The sequence below is a fragment of the Cellulosimicrobium sp. JZ28 genome, assembly GCF_015327065.1.
Lineage (GTDB): Bacteria > Actinomycetota > Actinomycetes > Actinomycetales > Cellulomonadaceae > Cellulosimicrobium > Cellulosimicrobium funkei.
In genome coordinates this window covers 3,593,167-3,609,379 of the sequence record NZ_CP017660.1, presented here as the reverse complement: position 1 = coordinate 3,609,379, position 16,213 = coordinate 3,593,167, and the positions used below count along the sequence as shown (strand labels likewise).

14 protein-coding genes are annotated in these 16,213 nt (G+C 75.5%); 11 read left to right on the top strand and 3 right to left on the bottom strand.

Annotated elements, in window-relative coordinates; all coding sequences use genetic code 11:
* Positions 1-166: 166 nt before the first annotated feature.
* Together BJP59_RS16145 and BJP59_RS16140 are read left to right on the top strand one after the other, a co-directional pair.
* On the top strand, positions 167-940 hold the full coding sequence (locus BJP59_RS16145) for a DUF1266 domain-containing protein (RefSeq protein ID WP_194521430.1): 774 nt from the start codon (positions 167-169) through the stop codon (positions 938-940).
* A gap of 51 nt (positions 941-991) precedes the next feature.
* A complete protein-coding gene (locus BJP59_RS16140; protein ID WP_157446567.1) occupies positions 992-1,132 on the top strand; it encodes a hypothetical protein in 141 nt (46 codons plus the stop codon).
* A 108-nt stretch (positions 1,133-1,240) separates the two neighbouring features.
* Here BJP59_RS16140 and BJP59_RS16135 read toward each other — a convergent pair whose 3' ends face one another.
* Positions 1,241-2,026, bottom strand: a complete 786-nt coding sequence (locus BJP59_RS16135; RefSeq protein ID WP_194521429.1) for an LLM class F420-dependent oxidoreductase — start codon at positions 2,024-2,026, stop codon at positions 1,241-1,243.
* 118 nt (positions 2,027-2,144) lie between these two features.
* Between BJP59_RS16135 and BJP59_RS16130 the strand changes: the two genes are divergently transcribed.
* From BJP59_RS16130 to BJP59_RS16095, 8 genes are all read left to right on the top strand, one after another.
* Positions 2,145-2,834: an LmeA family phospholipid-binding protein gene (locus tag BJP59_RS16130; protein ID WP_194521428.1), complete on the top strand. Its 690-nt coding sequence runs from the start codon at positions 2,145-2,147 to the stop codon at positions 2,832-2,834.
* 36 nt (positions 2,835-2,870) lie between these two features.
* The gene (locus BJP59_RS16125) at positions 2,871-4,022 is read left to right on the top strand and encodes a DNA glycosylase AlkZ-like family protein (RefSeq protein ID WP_194521427.1); all 1,152 of its coding nucleotides are present in this window, start codon (positions 2,871-2,873) and stop codon (positions 4,020-4,022) included.
* Between the two features lie 127 nt (positions 4,023-4,149).
* Positions 4,150-5,442, top strand: a complete 1,293-nt coding sequence (locus BJP59_RS16120) for an FAD-binding protein (RefSeq protein ID WP_228485125.1) — start codon at positions 4,150-4,152, stop codon at positions 5,440-5,442.
* Between the two features lie 128 nt (positions 5,443-5,570).
* Positions 5,571-7,235 carry a sodium-dependent transporter gene (locus BJP59_RS16115; protein WP_194521425.1) on the top strand — a complete coding sequence of 555 codons (1,665 nt, stop codon included), beginning with the start codon at positions 5,571-5,573 and terminating at the stop codon, positions 7,233-7,235.
* A complete protein-coding gene (locus BJP59_RS16110) occupies positions 7,232-7,399 on the top strand; it encodes a methionine/alanine import family NSS transporter small subunit (protein ID WP_076404313.1) in 168 nt (55 codons plus the stop codon). The genes BJP59_RS16115 and BJP59_RS16110 overlap by 4 nt, the downstream gene beginning before the upstream one ends.
* Positions 7,400-7,645: 246 nt before the next feature.
* The gene (locus BJP59_RS16105) at positions 7,646-8,596 is read left to right on the top strand and encodes an ABC transporter substrate-binding protein (protein ID WP_021483556.1); all 951 of its coding nucleotides are present in this window, start codon (positions 7,646-7,648) and stop codon (positions 8,594-8,596) included.
* A 144-nt stretch (positions 8,597-8,740) separates the two neighbouring features.
* Entirely contained in the window at positions 8,741-9,748 is a 1,008-nt protein-coding gene (locus BJP59_RS16100; protein WP_034655424.1) for an amino acid ABC transporter permease, read from the top strand.
* Between the two features lie 74 nt (positions 9,749-9,822).
* Positions 9,823-10,587: an amino acid ABC transporter ATP-binding protein gene (locus tag BJP59_RS16095; RefSeq protein ID WP_043656078.1), complete on the top strand. Its 765-nt coding sequence runs from the start codon at positions 9,823-9,825 to the stop codon at positions 10,585-10,587.
* A gap of 97 nt (positions 10,588-10,684) precedes the next feature.
* Here the strand turns inward: BJP59_RS16095 and BJP59_RS16090 are convergent, their stop codons facing one another.
* Together BJP59_RS16090 and BJP59_RS16085 are read right to left on the bottom strand one after the other, a co-directional pair.
* A complete protein-coding gene (locus BJP59_RS16090; RefSeq protein ID WP_128082896.1) occupies positions 10,685-10,897 on the bottom strand; it encodes a hypothetical protein in 213 nt (70 codons plus the stop codon).
* Positions 10,898-10,979: 82 nt separating this feature from the next.
* Positions 10,980-12,002 (bottom strand): hypothetical protein, encoded by a 1,023-nt coding sequence (locus tag BJP59_RS16085; RefSeq protein WP_194521424.1) that lies wholly within the window; start codon positions 12,000-12,002, stop codon positions 10,980-10,982.
* A gap of 378 nt (positions 12,003-12,380) precedes the next feature.
* Here BJP59_RS16085 and BJP59_RS16080 point away from each other — a divergent pair, with 378 nt between their 5' ends.
* Entirely contained in the window at positions 12,381-16,190 is a 3,810-nt protein-coding gene (locus tag BJP59_RS16080) for a TM0106 family RecB-like putative nuclease (RefSeq protein WP_228485124.1), read from the top strand.
* Positions 16,191-16,213: the final 23 nt, after the last annotated feature.

Sequence of the window (16,213 nt, the reverse complement as noted above, 5' to 3'; positions counted from 1 at the left end):
GGGCGGGTCGGCGGTGACCCTGGTCCGGGTGACGCGCACGCCCGGCCCGTTCGGGATCGTTCGGGATGCGTGCCGCGGGCGCGCGGCGTCGTCAGGCTCTCCGCAGGCCGCGACGACCGCGGCACGACGGGTCCGCGCGGGGCGCGGCGGGACGAAGGAGCGACCGGTGGGGCTGTTCGACAAGCTCAAGGAGATGTTCTCGACGACGGCGGACCTCTACGCGAAGGAGGACGCCCCCGCGCTCACGCCGGCGCAGCAGCGCGGGCTCGCGCTCGGTGCGGTCTACGCCGTCGAGGGCGTGCTGCCGATCAACGCGCTGACCGTGGAGGCCGACGCGCGCACGGCCGCGAAGCCGCTCGCGGCCGGGTGGGACGTGCGGGGCGCCGACGACGTCGAGCGCACGTACGAGCTCCTGCTCACCCAGGGGCACCGGGGCTACTACGCGATCGCGATGCCGAAGGTCGAGGAGCTGTACTCGGGCCGTCTGAGCCGTCGCGACGCGAAGGGTGCGGCGGACCAGCACGTCGCCCAGGCGCGGCAGGAGGCGACGGCGCGGGGCCTCGACCCCGAGCGCGCGGTCGCGTTCTACCAGGGGTGGAGCGCGTCGGCCCAGATGGGCGGGCACGGCGAGCTGGCCGACCCGCTGCCGCCGTCGATCGCGGCGTGGGACGCGGCGCGGGTCGTGCACGTGAGCCGGCTCGCGGTCGACGCCGGCTACGTCACCCCGGAGCGGGCGTGGGCCGCGATCGAGGAGGCCGTCGCGATGTCGCGCCCGGCGTACGCGTCGTGGGAGCAGTTCGGCGACGGGTTCCTCGCGGGACGGGCGTTCTGGTCCGCGGGCAACCGCACCCCGGTCGACCAGGACCTGCCCGACTTCAAGCGCGCGGTCCGGCGGCTGCTCGACACCGAGTCGTCGCCCTGGCGCACACTGTCGTACTGACGGCGGGGACGAGAGCGACGGGACGAGAGCGACAGGACGGGAGGGCGGACGGTGCACCGGTCGGCGTGGTGGTGGCGCGCAGGGCTCCTGCTCGTCGTGGTCGGCGTCGGCGTCGCGGTGGTCGCGGCCGACGACGGCCTGCGCTCGGAGGTCCACGCGGCCCTGTCGAACCTGGCGCGCGCCCTCTTCTGACCAGACCGTACCGCCGAGCACGGGGTTGCTGTCGTCCTGGGCGTCAGAGCGACAGCAACCTCGTGCTCGGCGCCGTGGGCGGGGCCGGCGCCTGGGGCAGCGCCGCGGTCAGCCCTGGGCGTCGCGCCAGGTGATCCACTCGCGCACGAGGGACAGGTCGTAGTCGGGCCCGCTCGTGCCGACGGTGAACAGGGTCGCGCCCGCGGCGACGAGCGCGTCCGCGGACTCCGCCGGCGGCCGGGACACGGCGACCGAGCGCTCGACGAGCGCGGCGGTGTCGCGGCCCACGGCCGCGCCGTGCTCGTCGAGGATCGCGCTCTTGCGCGCGAGCGTCTCCGCGTCGCCGAACGAGTGCCAGACGTCCGCGTGCTCCGCGACGACGCGCAGCGTCTTGCGCTCGCCGCCCCCGCCGACGAGGACGGGGATGTCGCGCGTCGGCGTCGGGTTCGACGCCGCCCAGCGGGCCTTGATGCGCGGGAGCGCCGCGGCGAGGTCGGCGATGCGGCCGCCCGCGGTGCCGAACTCGTACCCGAACCGGTCGTAGTCCTTCTCGAACCAGCCCGCCCCGATCCCGAGGATCAGACGACCGCCGCTGATGTGGTCGACCGTCCGCGCCATGTCGGCGAGGAGGTCCGGGTTGCGGTAGCTGTTGCACGTGACGAGGGCGCCGATCTCGACGCGCTCGGTCTGCTCGGCCCACGCCCCGAGCATGGTCCAGCACTCGAAGTGCTTGCCGTCGGGGTCGCCCGTGAGCGGGAAGAAGTGGTCCCAGTTAAGAACGATGTCGACGCCCAGGTCCTCCGCGCGCAGCACGGCGTCGCGGATCTGGGCGTAGTCGGCGTGCTGCGGCTGGAGCTGGACGCCGATGCGGAAGGGGTGCCGAGGAGAGGTCATGCTCGGAATCTACGTCCGGGCCGAGAACGACGACACCCCGCGTCGAGCACGACCTCGTCGGCGCCACGAGCGTCAGAACGACGGCAAGGTCGTGGTCGGCGGACCTAGGGTGGGGCGCATGAAGCGACTGGTGGGCCTGCTCGTGACGCTCGTGGTGCTCGTGGCGGTCGCCGTCGTGGCCGACCGGGTGGCGGTGCGCGCCACCGAGCGCGGGGCGGTCACGGCGTTCGAGCAGCAGGCCGACGACGTGTCCGGCGCCCAGATCGACATCACCGGCTTCCCGTTCCTCACGCAGCTCGTGCGCGGGTCGCTGACGCACGTCACGGGCTCCGCGGACTCCGCGTCGTTCGGCGGCTACGCGATCTCCGACCTCCAGGTCGAGGCCGACGGCGTGAGCACGTCGGAGCCGTACCGGATCGCGTCCGGCACGGCGTCGGGCGTCATCGCGGCGGAGTCGCTGCAGCAGGTCGTCGCCGAGCAGAGCGGTCTCGACGTCGACGTCACCGCGACCGGCGGCGTGCTCTCCCTGGGCTTCGAGGTCCTGGGCACCACGATCACGGTCGACGTGACGCCGCGCGTGTCCGGACCGGCCGAGCTCGCCGTCGACGTCGTCGCCGTCCGCACCGGCCTCGGCACGGTCTCGGTCGACGACCTGCCGTCCGGGCTCTCGGGCGCGCTGTCCGACCTGCGCGTCCCGCTCGACCTGCCCGACGGCGTCGCGCTCGACTCCGTGTCCGCCGTCGAGGGCGGCGTGCGCGTCGCGGTGACGGGGACCGACGTCGTCGCCGCGGACCTGGTGGCCTCGTGACCCGGGCGGTGCGACCGTCGTGAGCGGGGCGGGGTCGTGAGCACCGAGGCGGTCGACGGGTGCCGCGTCCTCACGGCGCGCCTCGCCGCGCAGCGGCTCCGCTCGCCCGACCTGCCCGACCTGCCGACCGCCGTCGGGCACCTCGTCGCGGTGCAAGGGCAGGAGTTCCACCCCTCTCTGTGGGGCCTCACGCGGCGGCTGCGGCCGGACGCGCGGCCCGGCGCGGCGGGCGCGGTCGCCGCGTGCGACCGCGGGGAGGTGCTGCGCACGCACGTGCTGCGGCCCACCTGGCACCTGGTCCGGCCCGACGACGCACGCTGGCTCCTCGAGCTCAGCGCGCCCCGCGTGCACCAGGCCAACGGGACGCTGTACCGGCAGGTGGGGACCGCCGGGCACGGGCCGGAGACCGATCTCGTCGTCGCGGCCGTGCAGGAGCGGCCCCGCACGCGCCGCGAGCTCGCGGGACTGCTCGTTGCGCACGGCCGCCCGCTCGAGGGCATCGCGCTCGGCTACGTGCTCATGCGCGCCGAGCTCGACCGGCTGCTGGTCAGCGGGCCGCTCGACGGCAAGCAGCAGACGTACGCCGCGTTCGACGACCGCGTCCCGCCCGGCTACGGGCCGCTCGGCGAGCGGTTCGACCGGGACGCCGCGCTCGTCGAGCTGCTGCGTCGCTACCTCGCGAGCCGCGCGTACGCGACGGTCAAGGACGTCGCCCAGTGGTCGGGCTTCACGCTCACCGACGTGCGGCGCGCGCTCGACCTGCTCGACGACGAGGTCGTGGCCGTGCCCGGGGCGGGTGCGCTCGACGGGCTGACCCTCTGGCGGCTCGCGGACCCCGGCGACCGGGTGCTCGACCCCGCGCCGTTCGTCGGTGCGCTCGCGCCCGACGGCGACCCCGCCCGGCCGGTCGTCGACCTGCTGCAGAGCTACGACGAGCTCTTCCAGTCCTTCGGCGAGTCGCGCAGGGTCGTCGTGGCCGACGGCGTCGACCTCGGCGACCGGCTCGGGTCCTTCATCCATGCCGTCGCGGTCGACGGCGTCGTCGTCGGGCGGTGGCGCTGGGTCGTCGGGACGCGCGACGTCGTCGTCGAGCCGCAGTGGCGCCGCGCGCCGTCGCCCGCGGAGGAGGCGGCGTTCGCCGCCCAGGCGGACGCGGTCCGCGCCCACTGGGCCACGCTCCGCGCGTGACGAGCCGCCGAGCACGGGATCCGCGACCGGATCGGCCCCGAGACGGTCGCCGACCCCGTGCTCGGGGTGGTGAGACCGGGGGCGGGGGATGGGTGGTCTGGGAGGGGGGAGTGGCAGGGTGGAGGGCGTGACGAACGTCGACGCTCCGCGTCTCGCTAACTGGGCCGGGAACCTCACCTACGGGTCCTCCGGGGTCGCGCACCCCGCGAACCCGGAGGAGCTGGCCGACGTCGTGCGGCGGTCGGCGCGGGTCAAGGCGCTGGGGTCGCGGCACTCGTTCGGGGACGTCGCGGACACGACGGGCACGCACGTCGTCCTCGACCGGTACGACGACGGCCGCGCCCCCGTCGAGGTCGACCCGGCCTCGGGCGTGGTGTCGGTCGCGGCGGGCCTGCGGTACGGCGACGTGACGCGGCACGTCCAGGCGGCGGGCCGGGCGCTCGCGAACCTCGCGTCGCTCCCGCACATCTCGGTCGCGGGGTCGGTCGCGACGGCGACGCACGGCTCGGGCGACGCGGTCGGCTCGCTGGCGAGCGCCGTCGTCGGGCTGGAGCTCGTGACCGGCGACGGCGAGCGCCGGACGCTGCGACGCGGCGACGCGGACCTCCCCGGCGCGGTCGTGGCGCTCGGGGCGCTGGGCGTCGTGACGCGCGTCGAGCTGGAGACGGTCCCGACGTTCGACGTGCGCCAGGACGCGCACGTCGGGCTGCCGTGGGACGCGGTGACGGCGCACTACGACGAGATCACCGCGTCGGCGTACTCGGTGAGCCTCTTCACGGACTGGGGGCCCGACGGCGTCCAGCAGGTCTGGCGCAAGTCCCGCCTCGCGCCGGGGGAGGCCGGCGCGGCGCGGGCGGACCTCTTCGGTGCGACACCCGCCACGACGATGCTGCACCCCCTGCCCGGCATCGACCCCGTGCACTGCACGCCCCAGCTCGGGGAGCCCGGCCCGTGGAACGAGCGGCTGCCGCACTTCCGGCTCGACTTCACGCCGAGCAACGGCGCCGAGCTGCAGTCGGAGTACCTCGTGCCACGCGCGCGGGCCCAGGAGGCGTTCGCCGCGATGCGCGACCTCGGCCCGCGCGTCACCCCGCTGCTCCAGGTGGGGGAGATCCGCACGGTCGCGCCCGACCCCGAGCCGCTGTGGCTCAGCCCGTTCGACGGCCCGGCCGTCGGCGTGCACCTCACGTGGAGGCCCCTGCCCGACGACGTCGCGCGCGTCCTGCCCGACGTCGAGGCCGCGCTCCTCCCGCTCGGCGCGCGCCCGCACTGGGGCAAGCTCTCGCACGCGCTCGTCCACGACCCGGGCTCCGTCGCCGCGCTCTACCCGCGCGTCGACGACTTCGGCGCGCTCGCGCAGCGGTACGACCCGCAGGGCCGCTTCCTCGGCGGGTACGTCGAGCGTCTGCTCGCGGGCTGAGCACCGCCGTCGGCTCGCACGGTGCCCGACCGGTCGTTACGGTCGTCCGAGCACCGAGAGGCTCGCCGCCGCGCCGACCCGCGCGGCGCCCGCGCGGGCACGGCACGACAGAGGTACCGAGGAGAACTGTGGCAGCGACCGACACGGCCGGCGGCGACCCCGCGACCCAGCAGCCGCGCGAGGAGTGGACCGGGCAGGTCGGCTTCATCATCGCGGCCATCGGCTCGGCGGTCGGGCTGGGGAACATCTGGCGGTTCCCCGGCGTGGCGTACGAGAACGGGGGCGGGGCGTTCCTCGTGCCGTACCTCGTCGCCCTGCTCACCGCGGGCATCCCCATCCTGTTCCTCGACTACGCGATCGGGCACCGCTTCCGCGGCTCGGCCCCGACGGCGTTCCGGCGGATCGCGCGGTGGCTCGAGGGTCTGGGCTGGTTCCAGGTGATGATCTGCTTCGTCATCGCGCTCTACTACACCGCGGTCATCGCGTGGGCCGTGAGCTTCTTCGTCTTCTCGTTCGACCTGCGCTGGGGCGACGACCCGGCCGCGTTCTTCACGGGCGACTACCTCCGGCTCGCCGACCCGGGCGTCAGCCTCGAGTTCGTGCCGGCGGTGCTCGTGCCGCTCGTCGCGGTCTGGGTCGTGACGATCGTCGTCCTCGCGCTCGGCGTGGCGAAGGGCGTGCAGCGCGCGAACACGGTGTTCCTGCCGCTGCTCGTCGTGGCGTTCGCGGTGCTCGTGGTGCGCTCGCTGTTCCTCGAGGGCGCGGCGGACGGGCTGAACGCGCTGTTCACCCCGGACTGGTCGGCGCTCGGCGACGCCAACGTGTGGATCGCCGCCTACAGCCAGATCTTCTTCTCGCTGTCGATCGCGTTCGGGATCATGGTCACGTACGCGTCCTACCGCCGACGCCGGTCCAACCTCACGACGCCGGGGCTCGTCGTCGCGTTCTCCAACTCCTCGTTCGAGATCCTCGCCGGCATCGGCGTCTTTGCGACGCTCGGCTTCCTCGCGCACGAGCAGGGGGTCGGCGTGGGGGAGCTCGAGGGCATCAGCGGGCCGATCCTCTCGTTCGTCACGTTCCCCGCGATCGTGTCGCAGATGCCGGGCGGCCCGATCTTCGGTGCGCTGTTCTTCGGGTCCCTCGCCATGGCGGGGTTCACGTCGCTGCTGTCCATCCTCCAGGTCGTGTCCGCGGGGTTCCAGGAGAAGTTCGGCTGGACCCCGCGACAGGCGTCCGTGCGCCTCGGCGTGGTGAGCGCGGTCATCTCCGTCCTGCTCTTCTCCACCACCACCGGCCTCGTCGCCCTCGACACCGCCGACCAGTGGGCCAACAACATCGGCATCGTGGGGTCCGCCGTGCTCATGTCCGTCCTCGTGCTGTGGGTGCTGCGGCGCGGACCGGAGCTGCGCTACCACCTCAACGCCGTCTCGACGTTCCGCCTCGGCCCCTGGTGGCAGGTGCTCGTCGCCGTGCTGGCCCCGCTCGTGCTCGGCTACATGCTCGTGTCCAGGATCGTCACGCTCGTCGTCGACGGCTACGAGGGGTACCCCGCCTGGTACCTCGCGCTCGTCGGCTGGGGCGCGATCGCGTTCATGGTGCTCGCCGCCCTGGTGCTCACCGCGATGCGCTGGCGCCGCAGCCCCGACGACTTCGTCCCCTGGCCGCCGTACCCGCCGGGTGACGCCGCGGCGGGGCCGGGCCGGGCGCCGTCGGGCCGCGGGACGACGGGCCGTGCGACGGCAGGCCGCGCGACGACGGCCGCGACCGGTGCCGACCGGGAGGAGACCCGATGACCACCTCGGCCGTGATCCTGCTCGTGCTCGCGATCGTCGTCGTGTGGGGCGGGCTGCTCGTCGCGATCCTGCGACTGCGCGCCCAGCCCGAGCGGGCGGACTACCCGCCCGGGGACGAGGACGACCACCGCGAGGACGAGGCGCCCGCCGCACGCGACACGTAGACCGCGCCGCGCCGCGCCGGACCGCGCCGAGGCCGGGTGCGGTTCGTCACGGTTAGGCCTCGATGTCCCCGCCGGTTTGGTGAGCGGGGCCGAACGGCCCCACACTCGTGCGCAGGTGCCGCGCACCGCCGGGTCCTCTGTTCCCCGTACGTTCCTCTGCCCTCACGGGCCGGGTGCTGACGTAACACGACGGAGACGATCGGTGTCTACGCTGCCCCTGCCCGGCCCCCACCGATCGGAGACACCATGCGTACGACCCCGCGCAAGCTCCCCCTCACCGGTCTCGTCGCGCTCGCCGCGACGAGCACCCTCCTGCTCGCCGCGTGCACCGACGCGTCCCAGACCGGGACGGACGGCAGCACGTCGGGCTCCGGTGACGAGACGTCGGCGGCGCCGTCGTTCGACCCGTCGACCGTCGAGGTCGACGACGCGGCCGCCGCGCTCCTGCCCGAGGACGTCGCGTCCGCGGGGACGCTCGTCGTCGGCTCGAACACCGAGTACGCGCCCGCCGAGTTCATCGACGCCGACGGCAAGACCCCGATCGGGTTCGACATCGACGTCATCAAGGCCGTCGGCGCGACGCTCGGGCTCGACGTCGAGGTCCAGTCGGCCGACTTCCCCGCGATCATCCCCGCGCTCGGCACCAAGTACGACGCCGGGATCTCCTCGTTCACCATCACGGAGGAGCGCATGCAGGAGGCGAACATGATCGCCTTCCTCAACGCGGGCTCCGCGTACGCGGTCGCGTCGGGCAACCCGGACGACATCGACCCCGAGAGCCTGTGCGGCGTGACCGTCGCCGTGCAGACGGGCACGGTCCAGGACGAGGACATCGCCGTGCAGAGCCAGGCGTGCACCGACGCCGGCGAGGAGAAGATCGACATCCTCCAGTACGACTCGCAGTCCGACGCCACGACGAACGTCGCGGGCGGCAAGGCGCAGGTCCTCTACGCCGACTCGCCGGTGATCGGCTACGCCGTCGAGCAGACGGGCGGCCAGCTCGAGCAGCTCGGCGACGTGTTCGACAGCGCGCCGCAGGGCGTCGTCGTCGCGAAGGACGACACGGAGCTCGCCGCCGCGATCCAGGCAGCCCTGCAGTCGCTCATGGACAGCGGCCAGCTCGAGGAGATCCTCGGGGCCTGGGGCAGCGGCGACGCGGCCCTGGAGACGGCCGAGCTCAACCCGTCCGTCGGCTGACGACCCCCTCGCCAGCTCCCGTCCGTCCCGCCGTCCCGCGGGCGCCCACCCGGCGCCCGCGGCCGGCGGCCGGGACGACCGCGCGGACGACGACGACCGCGCGGCCCGGCTCGTCTCCCGAGCCCCGACCCCCCGAGGTGCACCATGACGACCGGTAGCTCCCCCCGCGGCGCCGCCGCCGGACCGGCCGACGACCCGGTCCCCGACCGCATCCACGCCGTCCCCGTCCCCCGGCCCGGGCGGTGGATCTCCGCCGCCCTGCTGCTCGTGCTCGCCGCGATGGCGGCCAACGCCCTGCTGACGAACGAGAAGTTCCGGTGGGACGTCGTCTGGCTGTACTTCCGCGACGTGACGGTCGTGCGCGGCGTGGGCTGGACGCTCGTGCTGACGTTCGGCTCGATGCTCATCGCGATCGTCCTCGCCGTGCTCCTCGCGATCATGCGGCGCTCGGACAACCCCGTCATGCGGTCGGTGAGCTGGGGCTACATCTGGTTCTTCCGCGGCACGCCGATCTACACGCAGCTCGTGTTCTGGGGCCTCATCTCGGTGCTCTACCCGCGCCTGAGCCTCGGCATCCCGTTCGGGCCGGAGTTCTTCGAGTTCCGCACGGCGGACCTGTTCACCGCGTTCGTGTGCGCGCTCATCGGGCTCTCGCTCAACGAGGCGGCGTACCTCGCGGAGATCGTGCGCGCGGGCCTCGGGTCGGTCGACCCGGGCCAGACCGAGGCCGCGAAGGCGCTCGGCATGAAGGACGGCAAGATCCTCACGCGCATCGTGCTGCCCCAGGCCATGCGCGTGATCGTGCCGCCCACGGGCAACGAGACGATCTCCATGCTCAAGACGACGTCGCTCGTCCTCGCGGTGCCGTTCACGCTCGACCTGCAGTACTCGACGAACGCGATCGGCAACCGCCTCTTCCTGCCGATCCCGCTGCTCATGGTCGCCGCCATCTGGTACCTGCTCATCACGAGCGTCCTCATGGTCGGCCAGCACTACGTGGAGCGGTACTACGGCCGCGGGTTCGGCACGCAGACGCCGACGCGGCGCCGCGGGCGCGGCCCGGGCGGGCGCGGGCGCAAGCCGAACCGGCAGGACCTCATCGCCGCGTCCGGCACGACGAAGGACGACCCCTTCCTGGAGGTGACCCCGTGAGCGGGACGCACGACACGGCATCCGCGGCGCCCCGGACCTCCCCGGAGGCGGGCCGCTCCACCGACGCCACCCCGATGGTGCAGGTCGAGGGCCTGCACAAGATGTTCGGCGACCTGCACGTGCTCAAGGGCGTGGACCTCGAGGTCGCGCGCGGCTCGGTGTGCGTCGTGCTCGGCCCGTCGGGCTCGGGCAAGTCGACGCTGCTGCGCTGCGTCAACGAGCTCGAGGAGATCACGGGCGGCCGCGTCCGGGTCGACGGCGAGCTCATGGGCTACCGCGAGGTCACCAAGGACGGCCGCACGCGCCTGCACCGCCTGCACCCCAAGGTCGTGGCGCGGCAGCGCTCGCGCATCGGCATGGTGTTCCAGCGCTTCAACCTGTTCCCGCACATGACGGCGCTCGAGAACGTCGCCGAGGCGCCCGTCCAGGTGCGCGGGCTGAGCAAGGCGCAGGCGCGGGCGCGCGCGTCCGAGCTCCTGGACCGCGTGGGCCTCGCGGACCGCGCCGACCACTACCCGGCGCAGCTCTCCGGCGGTCAGCAGCAGCGCGTGGCCATCGCGCGGGCGCTCGCCATGGATCCCGAGCTCATGCTGTTCGACGAGCCGACGTCGGCCCTCGACCCCGAGCTCGTCGGCGAGGTGCTGGCCGTCATGCGCGACCTCGCGCGGTCCGGCATGACGATGATGGTCGTGACCCACGAGATCGGGTTCGCGCGCGAGGTCGCCGACACCGTGGTCTTCATGGACGAGGGCGTCATCGTCGAGCAGGGCAGCCCGGAGCAGGTGCTCGGGGACCCGCAGCACGAGCGCACGCGGTCGTTCCTCGCCCACGTGCTGTAGGCGTCGCCCCGCACGGCGGGGCAGCCTCGCGAGACCGGCCCGGCGCCCGGGCCGACCCTCGACGGGCCGACCGCGGGCAGGCGGGTCGGTCTCGCGCTCAGCCGGCGCGGCGGCGGCGCGGGAGCGCGGGCGCCCCGTGGGCGGGCGCGAGGCGGGGCGAGAGCCCCGTGGGGCGGGCGACCGTGACCATCTCCCCGCTGAGCGCCCGGCCGAGGTGCACGAGCGGCAGCATGTTCTCGTGCTCGACCACGAGGGCGTCGTAGATCGGGGTCTCGCTGTCGGGGGTGGGAGAGGAAGATCGCGTCAGCACGCCTCCCACTGTCGGTGAGGGACGTGTGTTCCGCGACCGGAAGCGGTGACGTGTCCGTGAGGCGTTCGTGGAGACCGCCGGGTCACCAGCCCCAGTCGCCCCAGTCCCAGCCGCCCCCGCCGCCGTCCCCGTCGCCGCCGTCGTTCCCGTTGCCGCCGCCGTTCCCGGGTCCGTTCCCCGGACGCTCCTCCTGCTCGCGGTCGTCCTGCTCCTTCTGGCGGTCGTCGAGCTCCTGCGAGCGCTTCGCCGCGTCCTCCTCGGCCTGCGCGACGGCCTCCTCGCGCTCCGTGAGCCGGGCCGTCGCGGCGTCGAGCTCGGCACGTTGGGCGTCGAGGTCGGCCCGCTCGGACTCGAGCTGCTCGCGCTCCGCCGCGACCTCGCTCTGCACGCGCTGCGCCTCGGCCCGCTCGCGCTGCGCCTCGCCCTGCGCCGAGAGCGTGAGGCCGATGCCCACGAGCAGGCCGACCGCGACGCCCGCGAGGCCGACCGCCGTCGGGACGAGCCAGCGCCGCCCCCGCTCCGGCGCGTGGTCGCCGTCGTCGTCGGCCGCGGGCAGGGCGAGCGGCCCCACCGGGACGACGCCGGAGCGCCCGGCCCGGGCCGGGACCGCCGGGGCTGCACCCGGGGTGGCGGACGGCGTCGGGCGGGCGGCGGGGACGGGCGTCGCCGGGCGGGCGGCCGGGACGGGGACGGGCGACGGGCGCGCGGCCGGGTCGTCGAGCATCCCGCCGAGCGCGGGGAGGATCATCGTCGAGCTCGCCACGGGGTGGTCCTCCACGGCGCCCGGGGCCGGAGGGGCGGCCGGGACGGCGGCCGCGACGCGCGTCCTGTCGGCCTCGGGGCCGACCGCCGGGGTCGCGCCCGACGAGCGGGCGCGCAACGACCGGCGGGTCGGCGCGCCGGACCCGACGGGCAGCGGCTCGGTGCTGTGCAGGACGGGCGCCTCCGGGGGCGGCACGGGGCCGGGCGCGGGGGCGGCGTCGTCGGCCCAGAACACCCACCCGGGCGGGGGCGGCGGCCAGGACGGGTCCGGGTGCCACTCGGTCGTCGGGGTGAAGCCCGCGGGCACGGGCCACCCCGGCGGCGGTACGAAGCGCACGGCCATGGGTCCTCCTTCGGTGGCGCCCGCCGGGCGAGGGCGGGGGCGCCGGGAGCCGCGGGGCTCCCGTCCGGCGTGGACGTGCCGCGGCGACGTCCGACGACGACGTCCGGGCGGGACGTCCGACGGGAACAGTAGGGGAGCCCCGCCCGTCGGCACGAATCGCCTCATCCCGGGCACGGGTCGGCCGGGGATGCGTGATGGGGACGCGGAGGACGGCGGGCGGTCCTGGGTGCTCAGCGGGTGGTCGGTGGGCGCGGCGGGCGGAGGGGCCGGTGCGGGTGGGTGGCGCGGACGCGTGGGTGGCCGCTGGTAGAACGGACGCAGACCGACGGACGGTCGGCGGCGACGGCCGTCGGCGGCCGTCCCGAACCGGAGGTGTGCGTGTTCCTCGTCGACGAGCCGGTGCTGCGGGCCGCGACCGTGGCCGACCGGGCCGGTGCCGGCGCGGCGCCACCCCGCGAGCAGGCGCTCGTGCTGTCGGCGAGCGACCTCGTCGTCGCCGCGGACTGCGAGTACCGGCTCCTGTGCCGGCTCGACGAGCAGCTCGGGCGGGCGCCCCGCCGCGACGAGGGCGAGGACGCGATGCTGGCCCGCACGGCCGAGCTCGGCGCCAGGCACGAGCGCGCGGTGCTCGCGGGCTACGAGGCCGAGCACGGCCTGTTCGACCCGGCGACCGGCCGCGGCGTCGTGCACGTCGAGCCGCCGCGCGGCACCTCGTGGGACGAGCTCGTCGCCGCACAGGCGCGCACGCTCGCCGCGGTCGAGGCGGGGGCGGACGTCGTGCACCAGGCCGCCTTCTTCGACGGCGCGTTCCACGGCCGGGCCGACTTCCTCGTGCGCACCGGCACGGACGACGCGGGCGCGGCGCGCTACGCCGTCGTGGACGCCAAGCTCGCGCGCCGCGCCAAGGTCCCCGCCCTGCTCCAGCTCGCGGCCTACGGCGACCAGCTCCTCGCCGCGGGCGTCCCCGTGGACCCGGACGTCTCGCTCGTCCTCGGCACGCGCGAGCGCACGTCGCACCGCCTGGCCGACCTTCTGCCCGTCTACCGGGACCGGCGCGAGCGGCTCGTGCGCCTGACGGCCGAGCACGTCGCGCGCGAGGGCCGCGCCCCGTGGGACGACCCGGCGGTCCGCGCGTGCGGGCGCTGCGCCGACTGCCGCGCCCAGGTGGAGGCGCGCCGGGACGTGCTCCTCGTCGGTGGCGTGTACGAGTCGCAGCGCGCGGCCCTGCACGCGGCGGGGATCCGGACGATCGACGAGCTCGCCGCCGCGACCGACGAGACGCCGGTCCCGGCCGGGATGAGCCGGTCGACCTTCGCGCGCGTGCGACGCCAGGCCGCGCTCCAGCTCGGCACCGGCCCGTCCGACGGCACGGTCGTGTGGGCCGACGCATCCGGGCCGCACGAGCTGTCGTGGCGCATCGACGACCCGGCGCCCGTGCTCGCCCTGCCGGAGCCCAGCCCGGGCGACCTCTTCTTCGACTTCGAGGGCGACCCGCTGTGGACGGACGCGGGCGGCACGAGCTGGGGGATCGACTACCTGTTCGGGTGGGTCGAGCGTCCGGCGACGCCCGAGGACCGGCCGCCGTTCCACGCCCTGTGGGCGCACGACCTCGCGGCGGAGCGGGACGCGCTCGTCGCGTTCGTCGACCACGTCAACGCGCGCCGCCGCGTCCACCCCGACCTGCACGTCTACCACTACGCCGACTACGAGCGCGCGCACCTGCTCGCGATCGCCGCGCGGCACGGCGTCTACGAGGAGGAGGTCGACGACCTCCTGCGCGACGGCGTCCTCGTCGACCTGTACGCCGTCGTGCGGCAGGCGCTGCACGTGTCCGACCGCTCGCGGTCCATCAAGAAGCTCGAGCCGCTCTACATGGGCGACGAGCTGCGCACCGGAGACGTGACCACGGGCGCCGCGTCCGTCGTCGCGTACGCCGAGTACACCGCCCTGCGCGACGCGGGCCGCAGCGAGGAGGCGGCCGAGCTCCTGCAGGGGATCGCGGACTACAACCGGTACGACTGCGTGTCGACGCTGCGCCTCGCCGCGTGGCTGCGCGAGGCGGCCGCGGCGGTCGCCGGGACCGCGGGTCGCGACGCCGACGCCGCGGCCACGACGGCTGGCACGGCCACGACGACCGGCGTCGCGGCGGGCCCGGGCGTCGCGAGCGCCGCGGCTGCCACGACCGGTGCGCTCGCCGAGACCGAGACCGAGACCGGGGCCGGGGAGCGCGAGCGGTCCTCCGCGGTGCTGCTGGAGGAGGAGATCCGGCAGGCCGTCGGCGAGGACCGCGCGCGGCGCACGGCGGACGAGCAGGCGCTCGCGATGTACGGGGCGGCGGCCGGGTACCACCGGCGCGAGGCCAAGCCGTTCTGGCACGAGCACTACTCCCGCCTCGCGCTCCCGCCGGACGAGTGGCTGGGGCGGCGGAACGCGTTCCTCGTCGAGCAGGCCGAGGTCGTCTCGGGGTGGGAGGTCGAGCCGGGACGGCGCACGTGGTCCCGGCGCCTCGAGCTCGTCGGACGGCTGCCCGAGGGCAGCGACCTGCGCGTGGGCGTCGCCCCGTTCGTGCTCTACGACCCGCCGCTGCCGCCCTGCGCCCGGACGGCGGTCGACGGCGTGCGGGGCTGGCTCACCGGCGGGGCGATCCTCGACGCCCGGCGCCGCGCGACGCCGGCGGGCGAGCGCGACGTGCTGGTCGTGCGCGAGCAGCTCCCGACGAGCGCGGAGCCGTTCGACGCGACCCCGGTCGCGCTCACCCCGTCGCCGGGGCCGGGCACGAAGCCGCTCGAGGCCGCGACCGAGGAGGCCGCACGCCGCGCTCTCGCCGCCTGGCGAGCCACGGGCTCGCTCCCGCGGGACGCCGCGACCGACCTGCTGCTGCGCCGGCCGCCACGCCTCGTGCCCGCCGGTCCGGCCGCGCCCGACGTCGCCCCGGGCGGAGCCGCCGCAGCCGACGGCGTCGGCAGCGTGACGGGCGGCGCGCTGCCGCCCGTCGCGGACGACGTCGTCGACGCGGTCACGGCGGCCGTCGAGCGGCTCGACGACTCGTACCTCGCCGTGCAGGGCCCGCCCGGGACGGGCAAGACGTACGTCGGCGCGCGGGTCGTGGCGCGGCTCGTCGCGCAGGGGTGGCGCGTCGGCGTCGTCGCGCAGTCCCACGCCGTGGTGGAGAACCTGCTGCGCGCGGTCGTGCTCGGCGCGGGCGTGCCGCGCGAGCTCGTCGCGAAGAAGCTCGCGGCGGACGGGCCGTCGCCGCGCGCCGTGTACGCCGAGCTCGACGGCGCCCACCTCGCCGCGTTCGCGACCGAACCAGGCCCGCGGGTCGTCGGCGGCACCGCGTGGGACTTCGCCGCCGAACGGCTGCCCGCGGGCACGCTCGACCTGCTCGTCGTCGACGAGGCGGGCCAGTTCTCGCTCGCGAGCACGGTCGCGGTCGCGCGGGCGGCCCGCCGCCTGCTCCTGCTCGGCGACCCGCAGCAGCTCCCGCAGGTCAGCCAGGGCCGTCACCCCGAGCCCGTCGACCGCTCGGCGCTCGCCTGGCTCGCCGACGGCCACGGGGTGCTGCCCCCTGAGCGCGGCTACTTCCTGGCCACCACGTGGCGCCTGCACCCGGACCTCGCCGCAGCGGTCTCGACGCTCTCCTACGAGGACCGGCTGCGGGCGCACCCGCTCGCCGCGGCCCGCCGCCTCGGCGGCGTCGCGCCCGGCGTGCGGCAGGTGCTCGTGGAGCACGCGGGCAGCACCGTGCGCTCGACGGAGGAGGCGGCCGAGGTCGTGCGCCAGGTCGCGGACGTCCTCGGCCGGTCCTGGACGACGACGGTCGACGGCGTCGCGCACGAGCGTCCGCTCGGGCAGGGCGACGTGCTCGTCGTCGCCCCGTACAACGCGCAGGTGTGGGCGGTGCGCGGCGCCCTGCGCGACGCGGGCTACCCGGACGTCGAGGTCGGGACGGTCGACCGGTTCCAGGGCAAGGAGGCTCCGGTCGTCATCCTCACGCTCGCGGCGTCGTCCGGGCACGAGGCGTCGCGCGGGCTCGGGTTCCTGCTGTCCCGGAACCGCCTCAACGTCGCGGTGTCGCGCGCCCAGTGGAGCGCGGTCGTCGTGCGCTCGCCGGGGCTCACCGACACGCTGCCCCGCTCGGCCCGCGGTCTGGAGGAGCTCGGCGCGTTCCTGGCCCTCACGTCCTGACGGGCGACTCCCGGCCGCGGGAG